The following is a 17,766-nucleotide window of genomic DNA, read 5'->3' as shown; positions in this document are numbered from 1 at the left end:
TTAGGGGATGGTTCAAAATAGATGGTTTTTATTCGTACTGATGTTATTGGCCTTCACAGGGATTGCCCAGACTACGGGCATCGTGAACGGAAATCTGAAGATGGAAGTAGATGGGATGATGAAAGTCCGCCTTTCATCCACTTTTAAAGATGCAAAGCCGTTAATGGATGGCTTTGTAGCATCCGAGAAGTTGGTGATGCCTTTAGCCGAAATATCCGATTTTAAGGTAATGGATGTATCTGAGGGTAGTATCCAGGGCGACTTAAAAGGAAAGCAATGGGTATTCACCGGGGTGTACCAAAAAAATGGCATCCACATTGAAAAACGACTTACAGTAAAAGAATATGACGGGTTCCCCGATTTGCTGTCTACCCAAGTATCCTATGTAAACAAATTGGAGAGAGCGATATTTGTCGAAAAATGGGTAAATAACGCCTACAAAATCCTTTCCCAAGGCGATGCCCCTGCCTTTTGGGCGTTTCAGGGAAGTTCAACGGATGCGCGCGAAGATTGGATAAAACCTTTGCAGAGCCCCTATTTCCAGCAAAATTATTTGGGCCAGAATATGACGGATTATGGTGGCGGTATTCCCGTAACAGATCTATGGCGAAAGGATGTTGGCATAGCCGTCGGCCATTTGGCCATGGTGCCCAAGCTCGTTTCCTTGCCTACAGAGGTAGATTCTATGGGGACTTATGGCGAAATTGGCGTTTCGAAGAAATTGGAGGACCGAACCGTATTGGAAGCTAATGGGACGTTAGAAACCGAAGAAACTTTTGTGATGGTGCATCAAGGGGATTATTACAATGCGCTGTCGGAATATTCAAATCTTATGCAGGCCAAAGGCATTACAATGCCCGAGCGCGAAGATGCCGCTTTCGAGTCCATTTGGTGTGCTTGGGGCTATGAACGTAAATTTACGGCCGATGAGGTCATCGGCACTCTGCCTAAAGTTAAGGAACTCGGCATCAAATGGGCAGTACTTGATGACGGTTTCCAGATAGCGGAGGGCGATTGGAACGCCGATCCCAAGAAATTTCCCCGTGGCAATATCGAAATCACGGAAATGGTAGATAAAATTCACGAGCATGGATTAAAGGCAAAGGTCTGGTGGACGCCCTTGGCCGCAGATCCGGGGAGTAAGGCCTTGGTCGAAAATCCCGATATGCGAATTTTTCAAAAAGATGGTTCGCCAGAATTCATCACTTGGTGGGATGCATATTACCTGTCCCCCGCAAATCCTAAAACCATCCAATACACTGAGGGGATCATTGACCTGTTTATGAACGAGTACGGCTTTGATGCCTTCAAAATGGACGGGCAGCATATGAACGGAGTACTTCCCGATTACAACCAGGATTTGGAATTAGATTATCCTGAGGAATCCGTAGAAAAACTGCCCGATTTTTTCCAGATGATCTATGACCAATCGAGAAAAATCAAGCCCCATGCGGTTATCGAAAATTGCCCCTGTGGTACCTGTATGTCTTACTTTAACATGGCCTCCATGAACCAGGCGGTGTCGTCGGATCCCTTATCAAGCTGGCAGATACGGCACAAGGGAAAGACCTACAAGGCGCTTATTCCACAGACTGCCTATTATGGAGACCATGTGGAACTCAGCGATAATGGCAACGATTTTGCAAGCTCTTTCGGAATCGGGGCCGTGCTGGGCACCAAATTCACTTGGCCCAATGACAATCCTGATGCTTCCGATTCCTTTTTGCTGACCCCGGAAAAGGAAAAGGTCTGGAAAAAATGGTTTTCGTTGTACGATCAGAAAATGCTGTCCAAAGAAAAATATTTGGGTTCACTATATGACATTGGGTACGACAAACCGGAAACCCACGTCATTGAAAAGGAAGGTAATCTGTATTACGCGTTTTATGCGGATGATTTTAAAGGGACAATATCATTGAAGGGATTGGAAGCTAGCGGAAAGTATACCGTAACCGATTATTTTAATGAGGTCGATATGGGAACTGTATCCGGGAAAGACCCAAAACTTGATGTTGCTTTCAAGCAGTTTTTATTGATTGAAGTTTCTCCAAAGGGCAAGAAAAAGTAAATCGGATGAATGCAGGAATTTGGAGTATTGGGTTAGAACATTAATCCTTTTTTCCAGTAGTAATCTTAACTTTAGGAAAAAGATTTTCTACATCGGAAGCCTTTAACATTCCAAGATCATCGTTCAGGCAATTGGCCGCCCCACAAGCTACCCCGTATTTGGCGGTATCTTCCAAAGTAAGTCCATTGGAAACGCCATAGGCGATTCCCGCCGTCAAGCAATCCCCACTTCCCACCGTACTGACCACCTTATCGATGACGACATTGGCGTGAAATGAACTTGTGCTTGAACGAAGATACAGTCCTTCTTTACCATTGGTCAAGGCAAGGAGTGAGACCTTATCTTTTAAGAGGGAAAATACTTTGGCACTGTCATTGATCCCAAAAGCCTCTAGGGCTTCGTGCTCATTAATGTGCAATCCGAAAAATTTAGTTTTTAAGGCATTTTTCAGCTGAACGCCCGAACAATCCAATAAGGCTCTTTTCTTATGTTTCGTACAAATTAACAATAGCTGAAGATAGGCGTCTTCGGGCGCTCCAGTAGGCCATGAGCCCGACATGCAGATAAATTCATGTTTTTTTACCTCGGAATTGAATTTTCTCAGGAATTGCTGCCAGTTGCTTTCAGTCATTTCTGGTCCAGGCTCGAGAAGTTCGGTGTTTTCAATGGTTTTATCACCAGATCGAAAAGTGTAACATTTTCTATTGTTTCCCATTAATGAAATTCCGACGGGACGAATACCCGCTTTCTTTGAAGCATTTTTAATCCATTCCCCATTATTTCCTGCCCAATTTCCAAATAGCGATGTGCCAACACCTAACTGCTTAAGTGCGAAGGCTACATGGGTACCCTTGCCACCGGGGAACTCCTTTAGTTTTTCGATGCGGTTCACTCCACCAATCGTCAGTTGCGGCAACCATGCGTAGGTATCTATTGAAGGGTTAGGACAAACGCAAAGTATCATCGAATTTCTTTTTCTTGGTGGGACAAATTTTAGACCTAAGGACACTAAATTACCATTTTTAAAAAGGAAATGAAACTAATCTTTACTCTTTTTTATTTCGTTACATTTCGATTAGCGAATTTAAACTTGTTATTACCAATAAGGGTACAATTTCCATTCCGTATTCAATTAATGTAGATAAGGGCTGATTTGGATGAAAAGGATGACGACTAGTCTGAAGAAAAAGAAGAGAAAGCCACTGTTCGAACAACGTCGATTCAAGAAGAAAGACGGGGCGTTTTTTTATAAGTGTTTTTACATTGGCTTGGCTATCCGCTATATCTGGTTTCCCTTATGTAAGAATCTCTGTTCCCCAAAGAATTCTCCTTTCGATTTCAAGACCACAATGTAAATAGTTCGGTGCGCCTAACGCCAAAGCCTTGAAATGGGTGCACGTTGCCATTGAAAATGCGAAAAGGGCGTTGCTAAGCTATTCCATAAGCCCAAAGTAAAGTGTCTTCAGAGTTATCTTGATGAGTTTTATTACAAATTGAAAATACGAACAATCAACAATAAGAAAGCCCCGCTACTAGCGGGACTTTCTTTGTTAGCAAAAAGGTTAAATTAAGGTTCACTTATTTTTTGAGAAGCAATTTATAAACTACTGTCCTGTCCTGCGCTACACTCAAAAAGTAAACGCCTCGGTAAAATTTTTGACCAAAGGTAATGGTGTCCGACACATTCTCGGTTGTGGAATAAATTTTTCTGCCCCAAATATCATATACCCTTATTATGACCGGTTTCTTATTATCAAAGTTGATTAGGTCCACTTTGAACTCATCCCAAGTGGGGTTTGGCCAAACGTTGACCGATGGGGGACCATTTATTACCTTCACGGTAATCGTGCCGACATCGGATAATCCATAATAATAGGAATTAACCTCGGCTATCACATCATAATCTATTTCTCCAATTTCGGATTCTACGGACAGATCATAATTTAAGGTAGCCCTGGCAAAAGATTTAACGGGAGTCTTAAAAACTTGCAAATCTTCTGTAAGATATCCATCGGCATCGGTTTTATTCGGTAACACAACGGGCTCCCCATTGATTAGGAACCTAACCTTAGCATTGGCCAGATCACCAATATCACCTCCGTCATCTTCTCCATTGTCGGTCAACACCGCCTGTAGTTTTATATTGGCAACTCCAGAAGATGCCTTGACCACGTACTTATTTCTTCCCCACAACGATACCTGGGCATCTTCCGGGATAATTTCCAGAACGGTCTGGGCTTGTTCCACCGATGGATTATCAAAAACAGCTGAAACATTCTTGTTCCCAGGCTCGAACAATCCTTCAATATCTGATTCCAGTAAAGTCACTTCTAAACTACCTATAAGGTCGCTACCATTTGGCGCAAGGCTCACTTCACCTACTTTCTGTTCTTCTATGTAAATGGTGGCTTGCTGTTGTCCTAAAGCACAATTTCTGTTTCCACCAGGTATTTTGACCGTAATAGTAATATTATCGGAATATTGCTGTACCTCTGGGTCTATCACTATTTCCGCCATTTTGCCAATAAACGTCGCGTTCAACGATGGATCATCGCCATTGCGTATAACAGTGTTCAAATAATCGGCCATGGCCGGTTTCTCTGCACCGTCGCAAGAATCCATAATATAAGCTTCCTGAGCGGTTCTCCATAGTCCAACCCTATATCCCCAAAGGGTAATGCCTATTACGGATGGGTGGTTCCAATACAAATCAAATATTCTTTGGTATTCGGACAATTGAAAACTATCCTGCTCCTCCTGTGTACCGTTATTTGTTCTTTCCCCATTTTCATCCAAGGAAGCATCCCCGTCAACATCCATTTCCGTAACCATGAGTGGTAATCCCGTAGCCGCCATGGTATTCAAATTGTTCTCCAGATTAGCCGTTGTATCTTCCAATGGACCATTGCCATAACGCCTTGTGCTGAAAGAGTGTGCCTGCATGCCCACCACATCGATTAAATTATCCTTTTTTAGAAGTTCGATTATGGTTACATATTCAGCTGTCTTTTCGGATTCGTTCTCAATCCCATATTCATTTAGAACAAGTTTTGTTTCACAGGGAAAATATTGTCTGGCCAGTTTAAAGGAATTAACAATCCAATCATTAGGTCCAGGTTCTGTGCCCAACTCGTTGTTCAAAGATTTTAGTGCGTTGACGTATCCTCCACTAGTATCATCACTTACATTGTTGCCCTCATCATCTGGCGGGTCACTAATAATTTCATTTGCAACTTCTATATACTCCAGTGTTTTTCTTGCATCGGAACTGTTATCATAATGTGCGGCGACCGCTTGAAACCATTCCTTGATCTGTGTTACCTTCTCCTCGTCGCTAAGGGGCTTCAACCAAGTTGGTTGCTGATTGCCCCAAACCAAGACGTGAAAACGAAAAGGGAATCCGTTTTGAGCGGCAAATCCACGGGCTTCATCCAAAGTTGACCAATTAAAGACACCGTCGGAAGTTTCCACACTACCCCATTTACCGGCATTTTCAGGGGTTATTTGATTGAAATATTTACTGATGTCCTGATCATTTGGACTGTAGACGGTTCCTAAAAACTTGTTCTTATTGGCTGCTATTGGTGTTTGATTTGCTGGAGGGGAAAACAACGTCTCACCACATATAGGCTGAACATTGACATCGTCAAGAAAATAAGTATTGGCCAAAAGTCCCATATTGAAAACCACACGGGAAGATGTTGAAGTCGCCACAAACGACCATTCAATCAAACCATAGTCTGTTTGCGTAAAAAAATTGGGACTGTAAGCAATATCAGCGTTTCCGTTATCTGCATCTTTGGCCGAAAGTTGTATGGTAGTGTTTTCGGCAGATAGAGATTTTGCAAACGCCTTTAAGTTATAAGTTGCCCCGGGCGTGGTGGCAAAAGCATCGCTCACTAATTGTACCTCATAGGACTGACCATCTTGAGAAACTACAGCTTTTACGGCCCTATTACCTCGATAAACCTCAGCTGTCTCGGTAGTAGCCAATAGCGAGACTGCTCCGTTAAATTTGCCCCAATTGTTGAACTCATCACCATTTCCTTGTTCGAACCCAGCATTCAGCAACAGATTGGGTTCATCAAAGTCCGGCTCGATCATCTCCATTGCATCAATAAGGTAAGTATTTGCAAAGGCACCGATATCCAAGGATATTCTCACATTGGAAGTAGTAGTCGTAAAAGACCACGACAACCTTCCCCAATCGGTCGGTACCACTTGGTCGGCACCATAGAACAAATCGGAACCATTTTGGTCTTTGATGGTTACACGAACGTTTTTATCAGCTTCCGTTGCCTTTATAAACATAGAAAAAGTGTAGGTTGCGCCAACAATCACCGGTATGACATCACTTACGAATTGGAGCGCATAAGCATTGCCATCAGAATCGACTGTTGCCTTAAGTGCACGGGCTCCGTCATAAACCTCGTTCGGATCGGTAGTCTCGATCATTGATTCGGCACCATTAAATTTGCTCCAATTTTCAAAATCATCTCCGCTGCCTAGCTCAAGACTTGGGTTTGGCACAATATTATTACCCTCTACCGGCGGTCCGAACATTTCCATGGTATCTAGGAAATACGTATTTGCCTGTGCCCCCAAATCTAAGACCATTCTGGTAGCGGTATCATTTGCCGTAAAAGTCCAAGACAGCTGAACCCAATCTTCGGACACGGCATAGTTTGCAGAATAAAGGGCATTGGGGTTTGTAGAAAAGCGTATTTCGGTACCACCGACGGCACCTTTGACATAAATGGTGAAGGTATAGCTTTGGCCGATTACCGTGGGAATGGCATCACTGACCAGTTGCACGTCATATGCATTGCCGTCGGCACTTACAATAGCTTTCAGTGCTCTACTGCCATCTTGAATCTCAGTGGCAACACTTGTCTCTACCAACGCATCGGCACCATTAAATTTTGACCAATTAACAAAGGTATCACCTGTTCCTTCCTCAAAACCGGGATTAGGAACAAGGTTCTGCGCGCTCACCGAACTGAGGCAACATACTGAGCACAAAACAGCAGTTAACCATTTTAAAAAGTAATTTTTTTTCATATCTAGTGATTTAAGGGGTTACAAAAAATGCTAAAATAGGTTGTAATGAATCAGCTAATTTTAGCTGTTAGGGGACGATTATTGCCTTTGTATATTTAGAGCTAAAAATACCGATTTAAAAAAGCATTTAAACAATCTTGTCAAACTTGTCGAAGTTATAGGTAAGAATTTACGTGCAATATAATGCATGTTGCAATTGTTGGTAATTTTGATGCATTTCTTTGGCGACATTGTTAAATCATAACAAATAAGGTACGTTTAATAGTATTATATCATTTTAAAAGGATAATATTTAATATTTTATAAAATAACTATCAGGTTTTTTAAAGTAAGTGCAACTGTAGCATTCCCTAAAAATAGGAGAGTCCCTATTCGAATGTTAATTTCATGTAGCCTTCCCTAAAAACTGGAGGGATACAAAACGATATACGATTATAGTTTAAAATTAAAGCCTTCCTCCACTTTTCTCTTGTATTTTTCTTCATCGAACTGAAACAGAAAGGCACCTTTTTTAGAGGAGCTCATGTCCTTTTCATCCAATTTTATCAAGATGTCAAATGAATTGAATTTATTGATAAAATTCCGTTTATCTAGTTTTGTATCTAGAATAGCTTCATATAATTTCTGTAGTTGGCGCATGGTAAACTTTTCTGGTAAAAGCTCAAACCCAATTGGTTTGTTCAGGGCCCTTCGTCTTAATGTTGCTAGCGCCCTTTCCACCATGCGATTATGATCAAATATGAGTTCAGGGGCATCCTTTAAATTAAACCATTGAATAGGATTTTGTTTTAAGAGCTTCCTATCATGACTGGCTATATCTATTAAGGCATAATAGGCAACTGAAATGGTTCTTTCGGCAGGGTCTCGGTCAACTTTTGAAAAGGAATAGACCTGTTCCATATAAATGTTGTTAAGACCGGTTAAATGATGAAGTATCCGGATGGCTGCTTGATCTAAATTTTCTTCCCTTTTAAGGAACCCACCAATAAGAGACCACTTGCCCTTTTCGGGTTCAAAGTCCCTTTGAACCAGTAATATTTTTAATTTTTCCTTATCAAATCCAAATATAATACCGTCTACTGCTAGTAGCACTTTGTCTTCACTGCGATAATTACTTAAGATCATCTAAACACTTTTTTTGTCACAATTTAAAAAGATTCGGTTGAATTTAAGAATTAATTATTTCCAACTTTTATTTTGGTCTATAGGTGTATATTCTTTTTTTCTATTCTCATGTGTTTAAATAATTGATATTAAGTGTATTGACTTTAATACGTTTAAATTTATACCATAATGGTATTAATTGATTTTTGGATTAGAAACGTCTTTTGATAAGGGGTCAGCTCAAAAAAGCTATTCGACTTCAACAATTTCGAGAAAAGAATTTTTGGAATAACCTATAAAATCAAACGTCTATCATTGAACATCTCGAAGGAGCCACATTTTCCGTATTAAAATTTTATAGGTAAGAGCTGGAGAGTATTCAAAACGAATTCCACATCGGATACTTGTCGCAAGTTACAAATAGCGGCCTTTTATAAACATGTGGATTTTTATTGTTTTCTTATTATTCAAGGACTTCTTTGACATAGAGCGTTCGGCTTTTAGGTACATAAGGTTACCTGTTCACCTTTTTTTCGATATTCTAGTGATGGACTTGTAACAAAAAAATGAACTATTAAATAAGGTTATACAGCTATCTATGATTATACCTTTTGTTTGTAATCAATCTTAAAGCTATTTTCCAAGCTGTGAAAAATAACTTCCTGCGTGGTCAATGTTTGACTTGCTATAAATGTTTGACTCATTGACCACCCCTCTAGCTTTCTATGGAAAAGGGCGAAGGTTACTGTAATGTGTATCAAGTTTTCTTTTGGTTATGTGGAAATCGTGTCCTATGCCCAAACTTGCCTGTCTTAGGAGACCGTAAATTCACGGTTTGACATATTCGGGGTGGGATAGTTTTAAAAAGTAGTTCACGAGCACCTATCAGAAGAGGCAGAATAGATGAGCAATTTACTTAGCCAGAATCTGTTTGGTTTTTCTTAAAATTTTTTGCTGATACTAGCGCCCATTCGTTAATGCTATTTTTTTTTAATATTTAGTCAAAATAAAATTGATGATTATAATCAATAAGTGTTAAAATAACATTTTTTTTAACAAAAAGTTTGCAAAGATGGTTTTTGTTTGTTTTATTTACAGGTGTAATTGACACACTTAACCATTTAGAATTCTAATGTTATGAACAAGAACCAATATTTAAAACGACGAACATTCTGGTTTTCTAATTCGCTTTTCAAATTCTCAGTTTTGTTTTTTGCAACAATTTTCTCGTGTTATTCCCAAGAACCGGAATTAATTAAAGGGACGATTTCAGATGCTGTTGATGGTACCCCCCTGTTCGGGGTTAATATCCAAATAAAGGGAACAACTGTCGGAGCCGTAACTGATTTTGATGGAAATTATTCTATACAAGCTACCAATAACTCAACACTCATTATCTCGTACATCGGCTTTGAAACCCAAGAAGTAGACGTAGCGGGCCGAACCTCCGTTGATGTAGCTTTAGTAGAAGACTCTGCAAAATTGGATGAAGTGGTTGTAATTGGTTATGGTTCCCAAAAGAAAAGTGATATTTCAGGGTCAGTTTCGCAAGTGGATACGGAGGAAATTGCGCGTAACCCTTCGCCAAACCTTAGTAATGCCCTTGTAGGACAAGCAACTGGAATTATTGCAACGCAGCGTTCTGGTGAACCTGGTAAGGATGATTCCGACATTTTGATTAGGGGAATCGGTACTACCGGTGACGCTTCCCCGATTTATGTTATAGATGGAATAGTCCGTTCTTCTAGGGATTTTTCACAGCTAACATCGAACGAGATACAATCCTTTTCAGTTCTGAAGGATGCTGCTAGTGCTGCTGTATTTGGAATCAGGGCGGGTAATGGCGTAATTCTAGTAACGACAAAAAGAGGAGTTTCTGGAAAGATGCAAATTGATTTTTCCACTACAATTGGAGTGCAGGAAAGAACAAGGGAACCTGAAATTTTAAATTCCTATAATTTTGCCTTACTTTATAACGAGGCTTTAGCCAATGAAGGTAAAGAGGCGCTTTATTCTGAAGATGATCTGTTAAAATACAAAAATCGAAGTAATTTGGATACCCATCCTGATTCGGACTGGTTATCGGTTTTGAATAAAACCGCATTGGTTCGCACCTATAACATTGCTGCGAGTGGGGGTTCAGATAAAGTTAGATATGCAACCTCATTAGGATATTTAGATCAGGATGGAATTATACCATCAGATAATTTCAAGAGATATAATTTTAGATCCAATATTGATGCCGATGTGACCAACACCACCAAGTTGTCATTTGACATTTCAGGTAGGGACGAGCAAAATAACGCTGTGGCCTCACCGGATTTTTTTCGATGGGTGTCGGCAATTCCGCCCAATAGGTCTCCAATTAAATGGTCAAATGGTGGTTATTCAAGTGGCCCTTCTTATCTGGCTGAGCCTGAAAATGGATATAGAAAGAGAAGTATTCAGTCCTTCAAAGGAAGAATGGAATTAAATCAAGAACTGCCGGTAAACGGTTTGTCTTTTAAGGCAATTGCTTCTTATGACAAGACTTTAACGGATAATAAAAATTGGACTTTTGCAACTGTGCCTTTTTATAATCGTCTTCCCGATGGCTCTTTTGAGGAGGGTACGCCCCTAGCCCCATCCTTGGATCAAGACCATAACGACTATCATTCTGTCACAATGGAAACACACTTAAACTATACAAAGTCTTTAGGTAAGAGTAATGTAACAGGATTAATTTTATATACCCAAACAACAGAAAAGTGGAATTTTCTTGGAGGATTTAGAGATGGGTATACGTTAGGCATTGATGAGTTGGATTTTGGAGCCGCAGCAAACCGCAACAATACAGGCTATTCTGGTACTAGTGGAAGGCAAGGGGTTGTGGGTAGATTAAATTGGACCTTTAATGATAAATATATCCTAGAGGGTAGTTTTAGGGCTGATGGATCGGAGCAATTTGCTGAGGGTAATCGATGGGGTTTTTTCCCGTCTGGTTCTTTAGCTTATGTGATATCAAAAGAGTCGTTTTTAAAAAATTCATCAACCATAGATTTATTGAAGTTTAGAGGATCTTACGGAGTTTTAGGAAATGATCGTTTAAGGGATGCTGATGGAAACCTCCAGCGATTTCTTTATTTACAATCATATAATATTGATGGCAACGCCGTTTTTGGGGATGCCGATGTGCAACAGGCAATTATTGAGGGTAATTTATCAAATCCGAATGTAACTTGGGAAACGGTTAAAAAGTTGAACATTGGATTGGACTGGATACTCTGGAGAGGAAATTTATCTGGAAATATTGATTATTTTTCAGATAAAAGAAGTGATATTCTAGGTTCTAGAGATCTTTCTGTTCCAAGCTTATTGGGCGTGGGTTTGCCTGTCGAAAATTTAGCTAAGGTAAATAACAGTGGATTTGAAGTTGCACTTGGTCATAGAAATAGCATTGGTGATAATTTTAAGTATTCCATGAATGCCAATTTAACATATGCCAAAAACAAAATCATCTTTATAGATGAACCTGCCTCGGAAAATCCGAACATCAGGAGAACAGGATTACCCTTAGGTACTCAATTTGGATTCCGATCTCTCGGACTTTTTCAATCGCAAGGGGAAGTTGACAATGCGCCTGAACAATTGGGCAATACAGGACCGGGAGATATACGTTTTGATGATATTAATGGCGATGGGAAAATAGATGATAATGATAGGGTTAATATAGGAAGAGCGAATACGCCAGAGATTATTTATGGATATAATGTCAACATGCAGTATAAAAATTTTGAGTTTTCGTTCTTGTTTCAAGGGGCCACTAATGTGAACCAATATTATAGTCAGGAAGGGGCATGGCCGTTTTACGTAGGTGGGCCGGCATTAAAATCGAATTTAGATAGGTGGACACCGACCAATACGGACGCAAGCGAACCTCGTGTTTTAATCGATGTAGACAACTTGAATCAATCGGATTCTTCCTTCTGGATGAAAGATGCATCCTATGTACGTCTCAAGAATGTTGAATTGGCTTTCAACGTTCCTGTTGGCAATTTCAAGACCAATATATTATCAGGTATGCGTATTTATCTGAATGCCAACAATGTACACACTTGGTCTAAAATCAAAAACTTTGATCCAGAAAACGCTAGCGGTAGAGGATGGGATTATCCACAATTAAGAATCTGGAATTTTGGTGTAAACTTTAAATTTTAAAAAAAAAATCACAATGGAAATACTTAAAAATACAATGCGATTTGGTTATGCACTGGTTTGTTTCACAATACTTACGAGTTGTGAAAAGGATATACTCAATCAATTACCAAAAGATTCGCTTACAGATGAATCGGTATGGACCGATTCTCAGGGCGCTATTCAGTTCGTTAATGCCATTTATGGGAATATGCCATCGGGTTTTGATAGAAACTATCAAGGATGGGCTAAAGGGCTCTATTTATTGGATGGAGCAACGGACGATGGGGATGTTTGTATGCCATGGACCAATTCGACACAATTGCAGAATGGGGAGTTTTTACCATCCAATGTACCTTGGGGTGAAACCTGGGGAGATTATTATAGCTTGATTAGAAAAGCTAATATTGCGATTGAAAATCTAGGTACGCTCGATGATGAATCCCTTAGGCAACGGCTATTAGGAGAAGCCCATTTTCTAAGAGGGTTTATGTACCATGAACTTTTAAGATTGTACGGGATTAAATCAGATGGTAATGAACTAACGGGGGTACCCATACTGGAAAATAGTTTGACATTGGAGGATAATTTCGAAATCCCAAGGTCCTCCTATGATGAAGTGGTAAATTTTATTATAAACGACTTGAATAAAGCAGCTTCCTTGCTACCCACTAAAGGAAATATCGAAGCAGGTAGAGCAACTGTTGGAGCCGCCAATGCTTTGTCAAGCCGTGTTTTGTTATATGCCGAAAGGTTTCAAGATGCGGCGATTGCTGCTGAAAAAGTTATAGATACGGAATATTACTTATTCGAGGATTATAGAACACTTTTTCTTACCAAAAATAATGAGGAAATTATTTATGCCAAAAAATTTCAGGCCCCCGATAAATTTCATTTTGATGTGAACAATGGATATGATGTAATCAATACCCCGCGATCATTTAGGGGAGCTAGTGATGCTGGTTGGGGAGGTAATGTCCCAACCCAAAATTTTGTTGACTCGTATGAGATGGTCGATGGTAAGGCACAGGATGTTTCTCCATTGTATGATGAGACTAAACCATATGAAAACCTAGATCCACGGTTTGAGGCCACCGTTGTTCATAACGGATCTGCCTTTCGCGGGAGAGTAATGGAATTTTATCCAGGTGGTACAGATGTAACCAATCAACCGGAAGATACCAAAACAGGTTACCAATTGCGTAAATTTCACGAAGAACAGTATCCCATTTATACCAAGAGTAGTGATCAGGACTGGATATTTATTCGGTATGCTGAAGTACTTTTGAATTATGCAGAAGCAAAGAATGAAGCTTCGGGACCTGATCCGAGCGTTTATGATGCACTAAATCAAATACGTCAAAGAGCGGGAATCCCTAACCTCGCATCCGGATTGGGACAAAGCGAAATGCGAGATAAAATAAGAAATGAAAGAAGAGTAGAACTTGCTTTTGAAGAACATAGGTTCTTTGATATTCGTAGATGGGGCATTGCGGAAAACCTCTTAAACGGACCCTTAATTGGTGTGAAAATCGAAAAAGTCGGGGATAATTTTAAATATACACGCTATGAATTTGAGACTAGAAGCTTTCCTCCCAAACTTTATGTGTTGCCAATTCCTCAAGATGAAATAGATAAAAATCCTGCTGCCAAGCAAATTTTAGGTTGGTAATTAAGGGTGAAAAGAAGATTGTAAGTTTTTGTTGCTATGGGGCATTTCAGATAAAATTGTTATGCCCCTAGTTGTTTACTTTAAACAAAATGAAAAACATTTACTTTATAAAATAGTAAAGAACGATGCTTGAAAAATAAATAACGGTCCTAAAATTTTAACTTTGAGTTTAATAAATGAATATTAGGAATTTATTTTTCAATTTGAGACATCATGCAATAAAAGAGAATTAAACATTAAAGAAAAGTAGAAAAAACTATTTCTTGATTATGAAACTATGAACATAAAAAAGACATATCAAATTATTTTGTTGCCTTTAATGTTCATCGTAATTCTAGGATGTTTTGATAAGAAAGCAGCCTTATTTACTTTGTTGACAACCAAAGAAACAGGTATTTCATTTGATAACCAAATAATTGAGACGGAAGAACTCAATGTTATGCAATATGAATATATGTATAATGGTGGCGGAGTTGGGATAGGAGATTTTAATGAAGATGGTTTAGCAGATATATATCTTACGGCCAATATGGTTGAGAATAAGCTTTTCCTCAATAAGGGTAATTTTAAGTTTACCGATGAAACAGGTACAGCTAATGTAGGAGGTAGAAAAGGTTGGAAAACGGGGACAAGTGTAGTAGACGTAAACGGTGATGGTTTGCTTGATATTTATGTTTGTTATTCCGGCTTAGGGACTAATGAAGAACGCGCCAATCAATTATTTATCAATAAGGGAGTTAACAAAGATTTAATTCCAAAATTCGAAGATGAGGCGGCTGCATTTGGTTTAGATGCAATAGGAAGTTTTAGTACACAAGCTGCATTTTTAGACTATGACCTTGACGGTGATTTGGACATGTTTTTGTTAAACCATTCAAAGACATTCTTTTCGCCTTTTTACAACAGTACCAAATTGCGAAATACCAGACATCCACAATTTGGAAATTCGCTATACAGAAATGATAACAATAAATTTATAAATGTAAGTGCGTCGGCCGGTATTTATGGTAGTGGCCTAAACTTTGGTCTAGGTGTAAGTATCTCTGATTTTAATCAAGATGGTTTGCCTGACATCTATGTTTCCAACGATTATGATGAACAAGACTTTTTATATTTGAATCAAGGAGACGGAACTTTTTTAGATGTCACCAAAAAATCGTTTGGACATATCTCCAAATATTCCATGGGTAATGACGTAGCGGATATAGATAATGATGGACTGCCTGATCTGGTATCTTTGGATATGCTTCCAGAGGATAATTTTAGGCAAAAATTATTAAAGGGCCCAGATGAATATGACCGCTATCAATTAGCGGTGGACAGTAGTTATCACAAACAACAAATGCGCAATATGTTGCAATTGAACCAAGGTGTTGATGATAAAGGGATTCCTAAGTTTAGTGAAATAGGTCAGTTGGCTGGGGTCGCTACTACAGATTGGAGTTGGTCTACACTAATAGCTGACTTTGATAGTGATGGTAAAAAGGATATGTTCGTTTCCAACGGATATCTACGTGACTATACTAACAAGGATTTCATGAAGTTCGAGGTAAACGAAGCAATGGAAAAAATCAGAGCCAAAGGAAAAGAATTGTTCGATGAATCTGGAAAAAAGGAGTTTTCTTCCCTTATTTACGAGTTGGTCAAAAAAATGCCTTCCACCAAGATTCCTAATTACATCTTTAAAAATGAAGGTGATTTTACTTTTAAGAAGGTTACGGAATTATGGGGATTTTCTAACCCTACTGTATCGACTGGGGCTGCTTATGCTGATTTGGATAATGATGGTGATTTAGATTTGGTGGTAAACAACACTAATGAGCAAGTTGGCCTTTATAGAAACAACATTAATAAGCAAAAGAATAATTTTTTAAGAATAAAGCTTAGAGGTAACGACAAAAATAGCCATGCCCTTGGAGCAAAAATTTGGGTGTATTCCGATTCAGTTACACAGTTTGTTGAGAACTATTCAATTAGAGGATATCAATCTTCGGTTGATCCCATTTTATATTTCGGATTAGGTAAACTTGAAAATGTAAATATTAAAATAAAATGGCCTTCAGGTAGTATAACAGAAAAAGAGAATGTTCAGTTGAATTCCCTACTCGAATTCAATGAGAGTACATCAAAATCTAGTATTCAAAAAAAGTTGCAAGAAGCGCACTATTTTGAAAACATAGATAACAGTAATTTTTTAGAATATCTTCATAAAGAGAATAATTTTATTGATTTTAACGTAAACCGGTTAGCCCTAAAACAAAGCTCAAAGTCTGGTCCGAAAATGTCGGTTGCCGATATTAATAATGACGGTCAGGATGATATTTTTATCGGCAGTCCTTTCGGCAGTGCTGATAAATTATTTATGTCACAACCTAATGGAGCCTATTTAAATTCTAACGAAAATTGTTTTAAGGTTACTAAAGATTTTGAATCTGAAGGTTCGGTATTCTTTGATGCCGATAACGATGGCGATTTGGATTTATACGTTGTTAGTGGAGGTAGTGAAATGGAATTGGGCTCACCCAAACTAAAGGATAGGCTTTATTTAAATAATGGAGAAGGCTATTTTTCAATATCTTTAGAGAATACAATGCCAATGGGTTATTCCAATGGTAGCGTAGTAGCTGCTGGAGATTATGACGGTGATGGGGATACGGATTTGTTTGTAGGCGGTGGGGCATTACCGGGTAGTTATCCCAATTGTGCCTTAGGTGGAATTTTAAGGAATGATAGTGACCTTTCACAAGGTATTGTCAAATTTAGTCTTGATACAGATAATGTAAATTCTAAGTTAAGGCAACCCGGTCTTGTTACGGGGGCTTTATGGTTAGATATCAATAACGACACATGGCAAGATTTGGTAATTGTAGGTGAGTGGATGCCAATTCGAATTTTTATGAATACGAATGGTAAACTCACTGAGAAAACCGAAGATTTTAAATTGACGAAGACTAATGGTTTATGGCAGACGATAGAAAGCGCTGATATGGATCAAGATGGTGATGTTGATTTAATAGTTGGTAATATGGGACGTAATCAACCATTTAAAGTATCGGAACTTGAACCTCTCGAGGCCTTTATTGGAGATTTTAGAGAAGACGGGGTTAACACGACCGTCATTAGTAGTTATATTCACGGAAAACGTTATCCAATCGCGTCATTGGATGATATGCAAGGGGCATTCCCTTATTTGAGAAAAAATTATTTAAAGTATGACCAATATGCTTCGGCAACATTAGAAACTATCTTTTCTAAAACGCAATTGAAGAAGGCGAAATACCTTAATGTTAACAGTCTTGAGAGCATTTATTTAGAAAACAAGGGTAGTAGTTTCATCATTCATAAATTGCCTATTGAGTCACAATTTTCAGCTGTTCAAGGCATTATAGCAAAGGATTTTACGGGTGACAAAATAACCGATTTGTTATTGGTCGGAAATTATTATCCATTTCGGGTAGAATTTGGACCAAATGATGCAGGTAAGGGTGTGCTATTGGAAGGTAAAGGTAATGGGGATTTTAAAAGCGTTCCACAAAAAAAAACAGGGGTTTTTATTGAAGGCGATGTAAGGGATGCTAAATTAGTGAGGCAAAATCATAAAATAAAAATTGTTTTTTCAAAAAATAACGATAGTCTTCAGTCAATACGATATTTACAATAATCTAATTATAATTTCAACCCAAAAATA

General features: G+C 38.8%; 7 protein-coding genes. 4 read left to right on the top strand and 3 right to left on the bottom strand.

Annotation, left to right across the window (positions count from 1 at the left end):
• The first annotated feature begins 7 nt into the window (after nt 1-7).
• Nucleotides 8-2,068: a glycoside hydrolase family 36 protein gene (locus tag BLT07_RS18320; RefSeq protein WP_091873245.1), complete on the top strand. Its 2,061-nt coding sequence runs from the start codon at nt 8-10 to the stop codon at nt 2,066-2,068.
• Between the two features lie 40 nt (nt 2,069-2,108).
• Here the strand turns inward: BLT07_RS18320 and BLT07_RS18315 are convergent, their stop codons facing one another.
• The 3 genes from BLT07_RS18315 to BLT07_RS18300 all read right to left on the bottom strand — a co-directional run bounded on the left by BLT07_RS18315 (nt 2,109) and on the right by BLT07_RS18300 (nt 8,254).
• Nucleotides 2,109-3,032: a 1-phosphofructokinase family hexose kinase gene (locus BLT07_RS18315; protein WP_091873241.1), complete on the bottom strand. Its 924-nt coding sequence runs from the start codon at nt 3,030-3,032 to the stop codon at nt 2,109-2,111.
• 614 nt (nt 3,033-3,646) lie between these two features.
• Complete coding sequence (locus BLT07_RS18305) at nt 3,647-7,129, bottom strand: endo-1,4-beta-xylanase (RefSeq protein WP_091873234.1); 3,483 nt, start codon at nt 7,127-7,129, stop codon at nt 3,647-3,649.
• A 432-nt stretch (nt 7,130-7,561) separates the two neighbouring features.
• Nucleotides 7,562-8,254: an NUDIX hydrolase gene (locus tag BLT07_RS18300; RefSeq protein ID WP_091873229.1), complete on the bottom strand. Its 693-nt coding sequence runs from the start codon at nt 8,252-8,254 to the stop codon at nt 7,562-7,564.
• A 1,116-nt stretch (nt 8,255-9,370) separates the two neighbouring features.
• Here BLT07_RS18300 and BLT07_RS18295 point away from each other — a divergent pair.
• The 3 genes from BLT07_RS18295 (at nt 9,371) to BLT07_RS18285 (ending at nt 17,739) form a co-directional block, all read left to right on the top strand.
• On the top strand, nt 9,371-12,430 hold the full coding sequence (locus tag BLT07_RS18295; RefSeq protein ID WP_091873225.1) for a SusC/RagA family TonB-linked outer membrane protein: 3,060 nt from the start codon (nt 9,371-9,373) through the stop codon (nt 12,428-12,430).
• 13 nt (nt 12,431-12,443) lie between these two features.
• Complete coding sequence (locus tag BLT07_RS18290; protein ID WP_091873221.1) at nt 12,444-14,078, top strand: RagB/SusD family nutrient uptake outer membrane protein; 1,635 nt, start codon at nt 12,444-12,446, stop codon at nt 14,076-14,078.
• 277 nt (nt 14,079-14,355) lie between these two features.
• Nucleotides 14,356-17,739 (top strand): VCBS repeat-containing protein, encoded by a 3,384-nt coding sequence (locus BLT07_RS18285; RefSeq protein ID WP_091873217.1) that lies wholly within the window; start codon nt 14,356-14,358, stop codon nt 17,737-17,739.
• Nucleotides 17,740-17,766: the final 27 nt, after the last annotated feature.

It is taken from the genome of Pricia antarctica (assembly GCF_900101815.1).
Lineage (GTDB): Bacteria > Bacteroidota > Bacteroidia > Flavobacteriales > Flavobacteriaceae > Pricia > Pricia antarctica.
The sequence above is the reverse complement of the archived record's forward strand: the minus strand, read 5'-3'. Positions and strand labels throughout refer to the sequence as shown.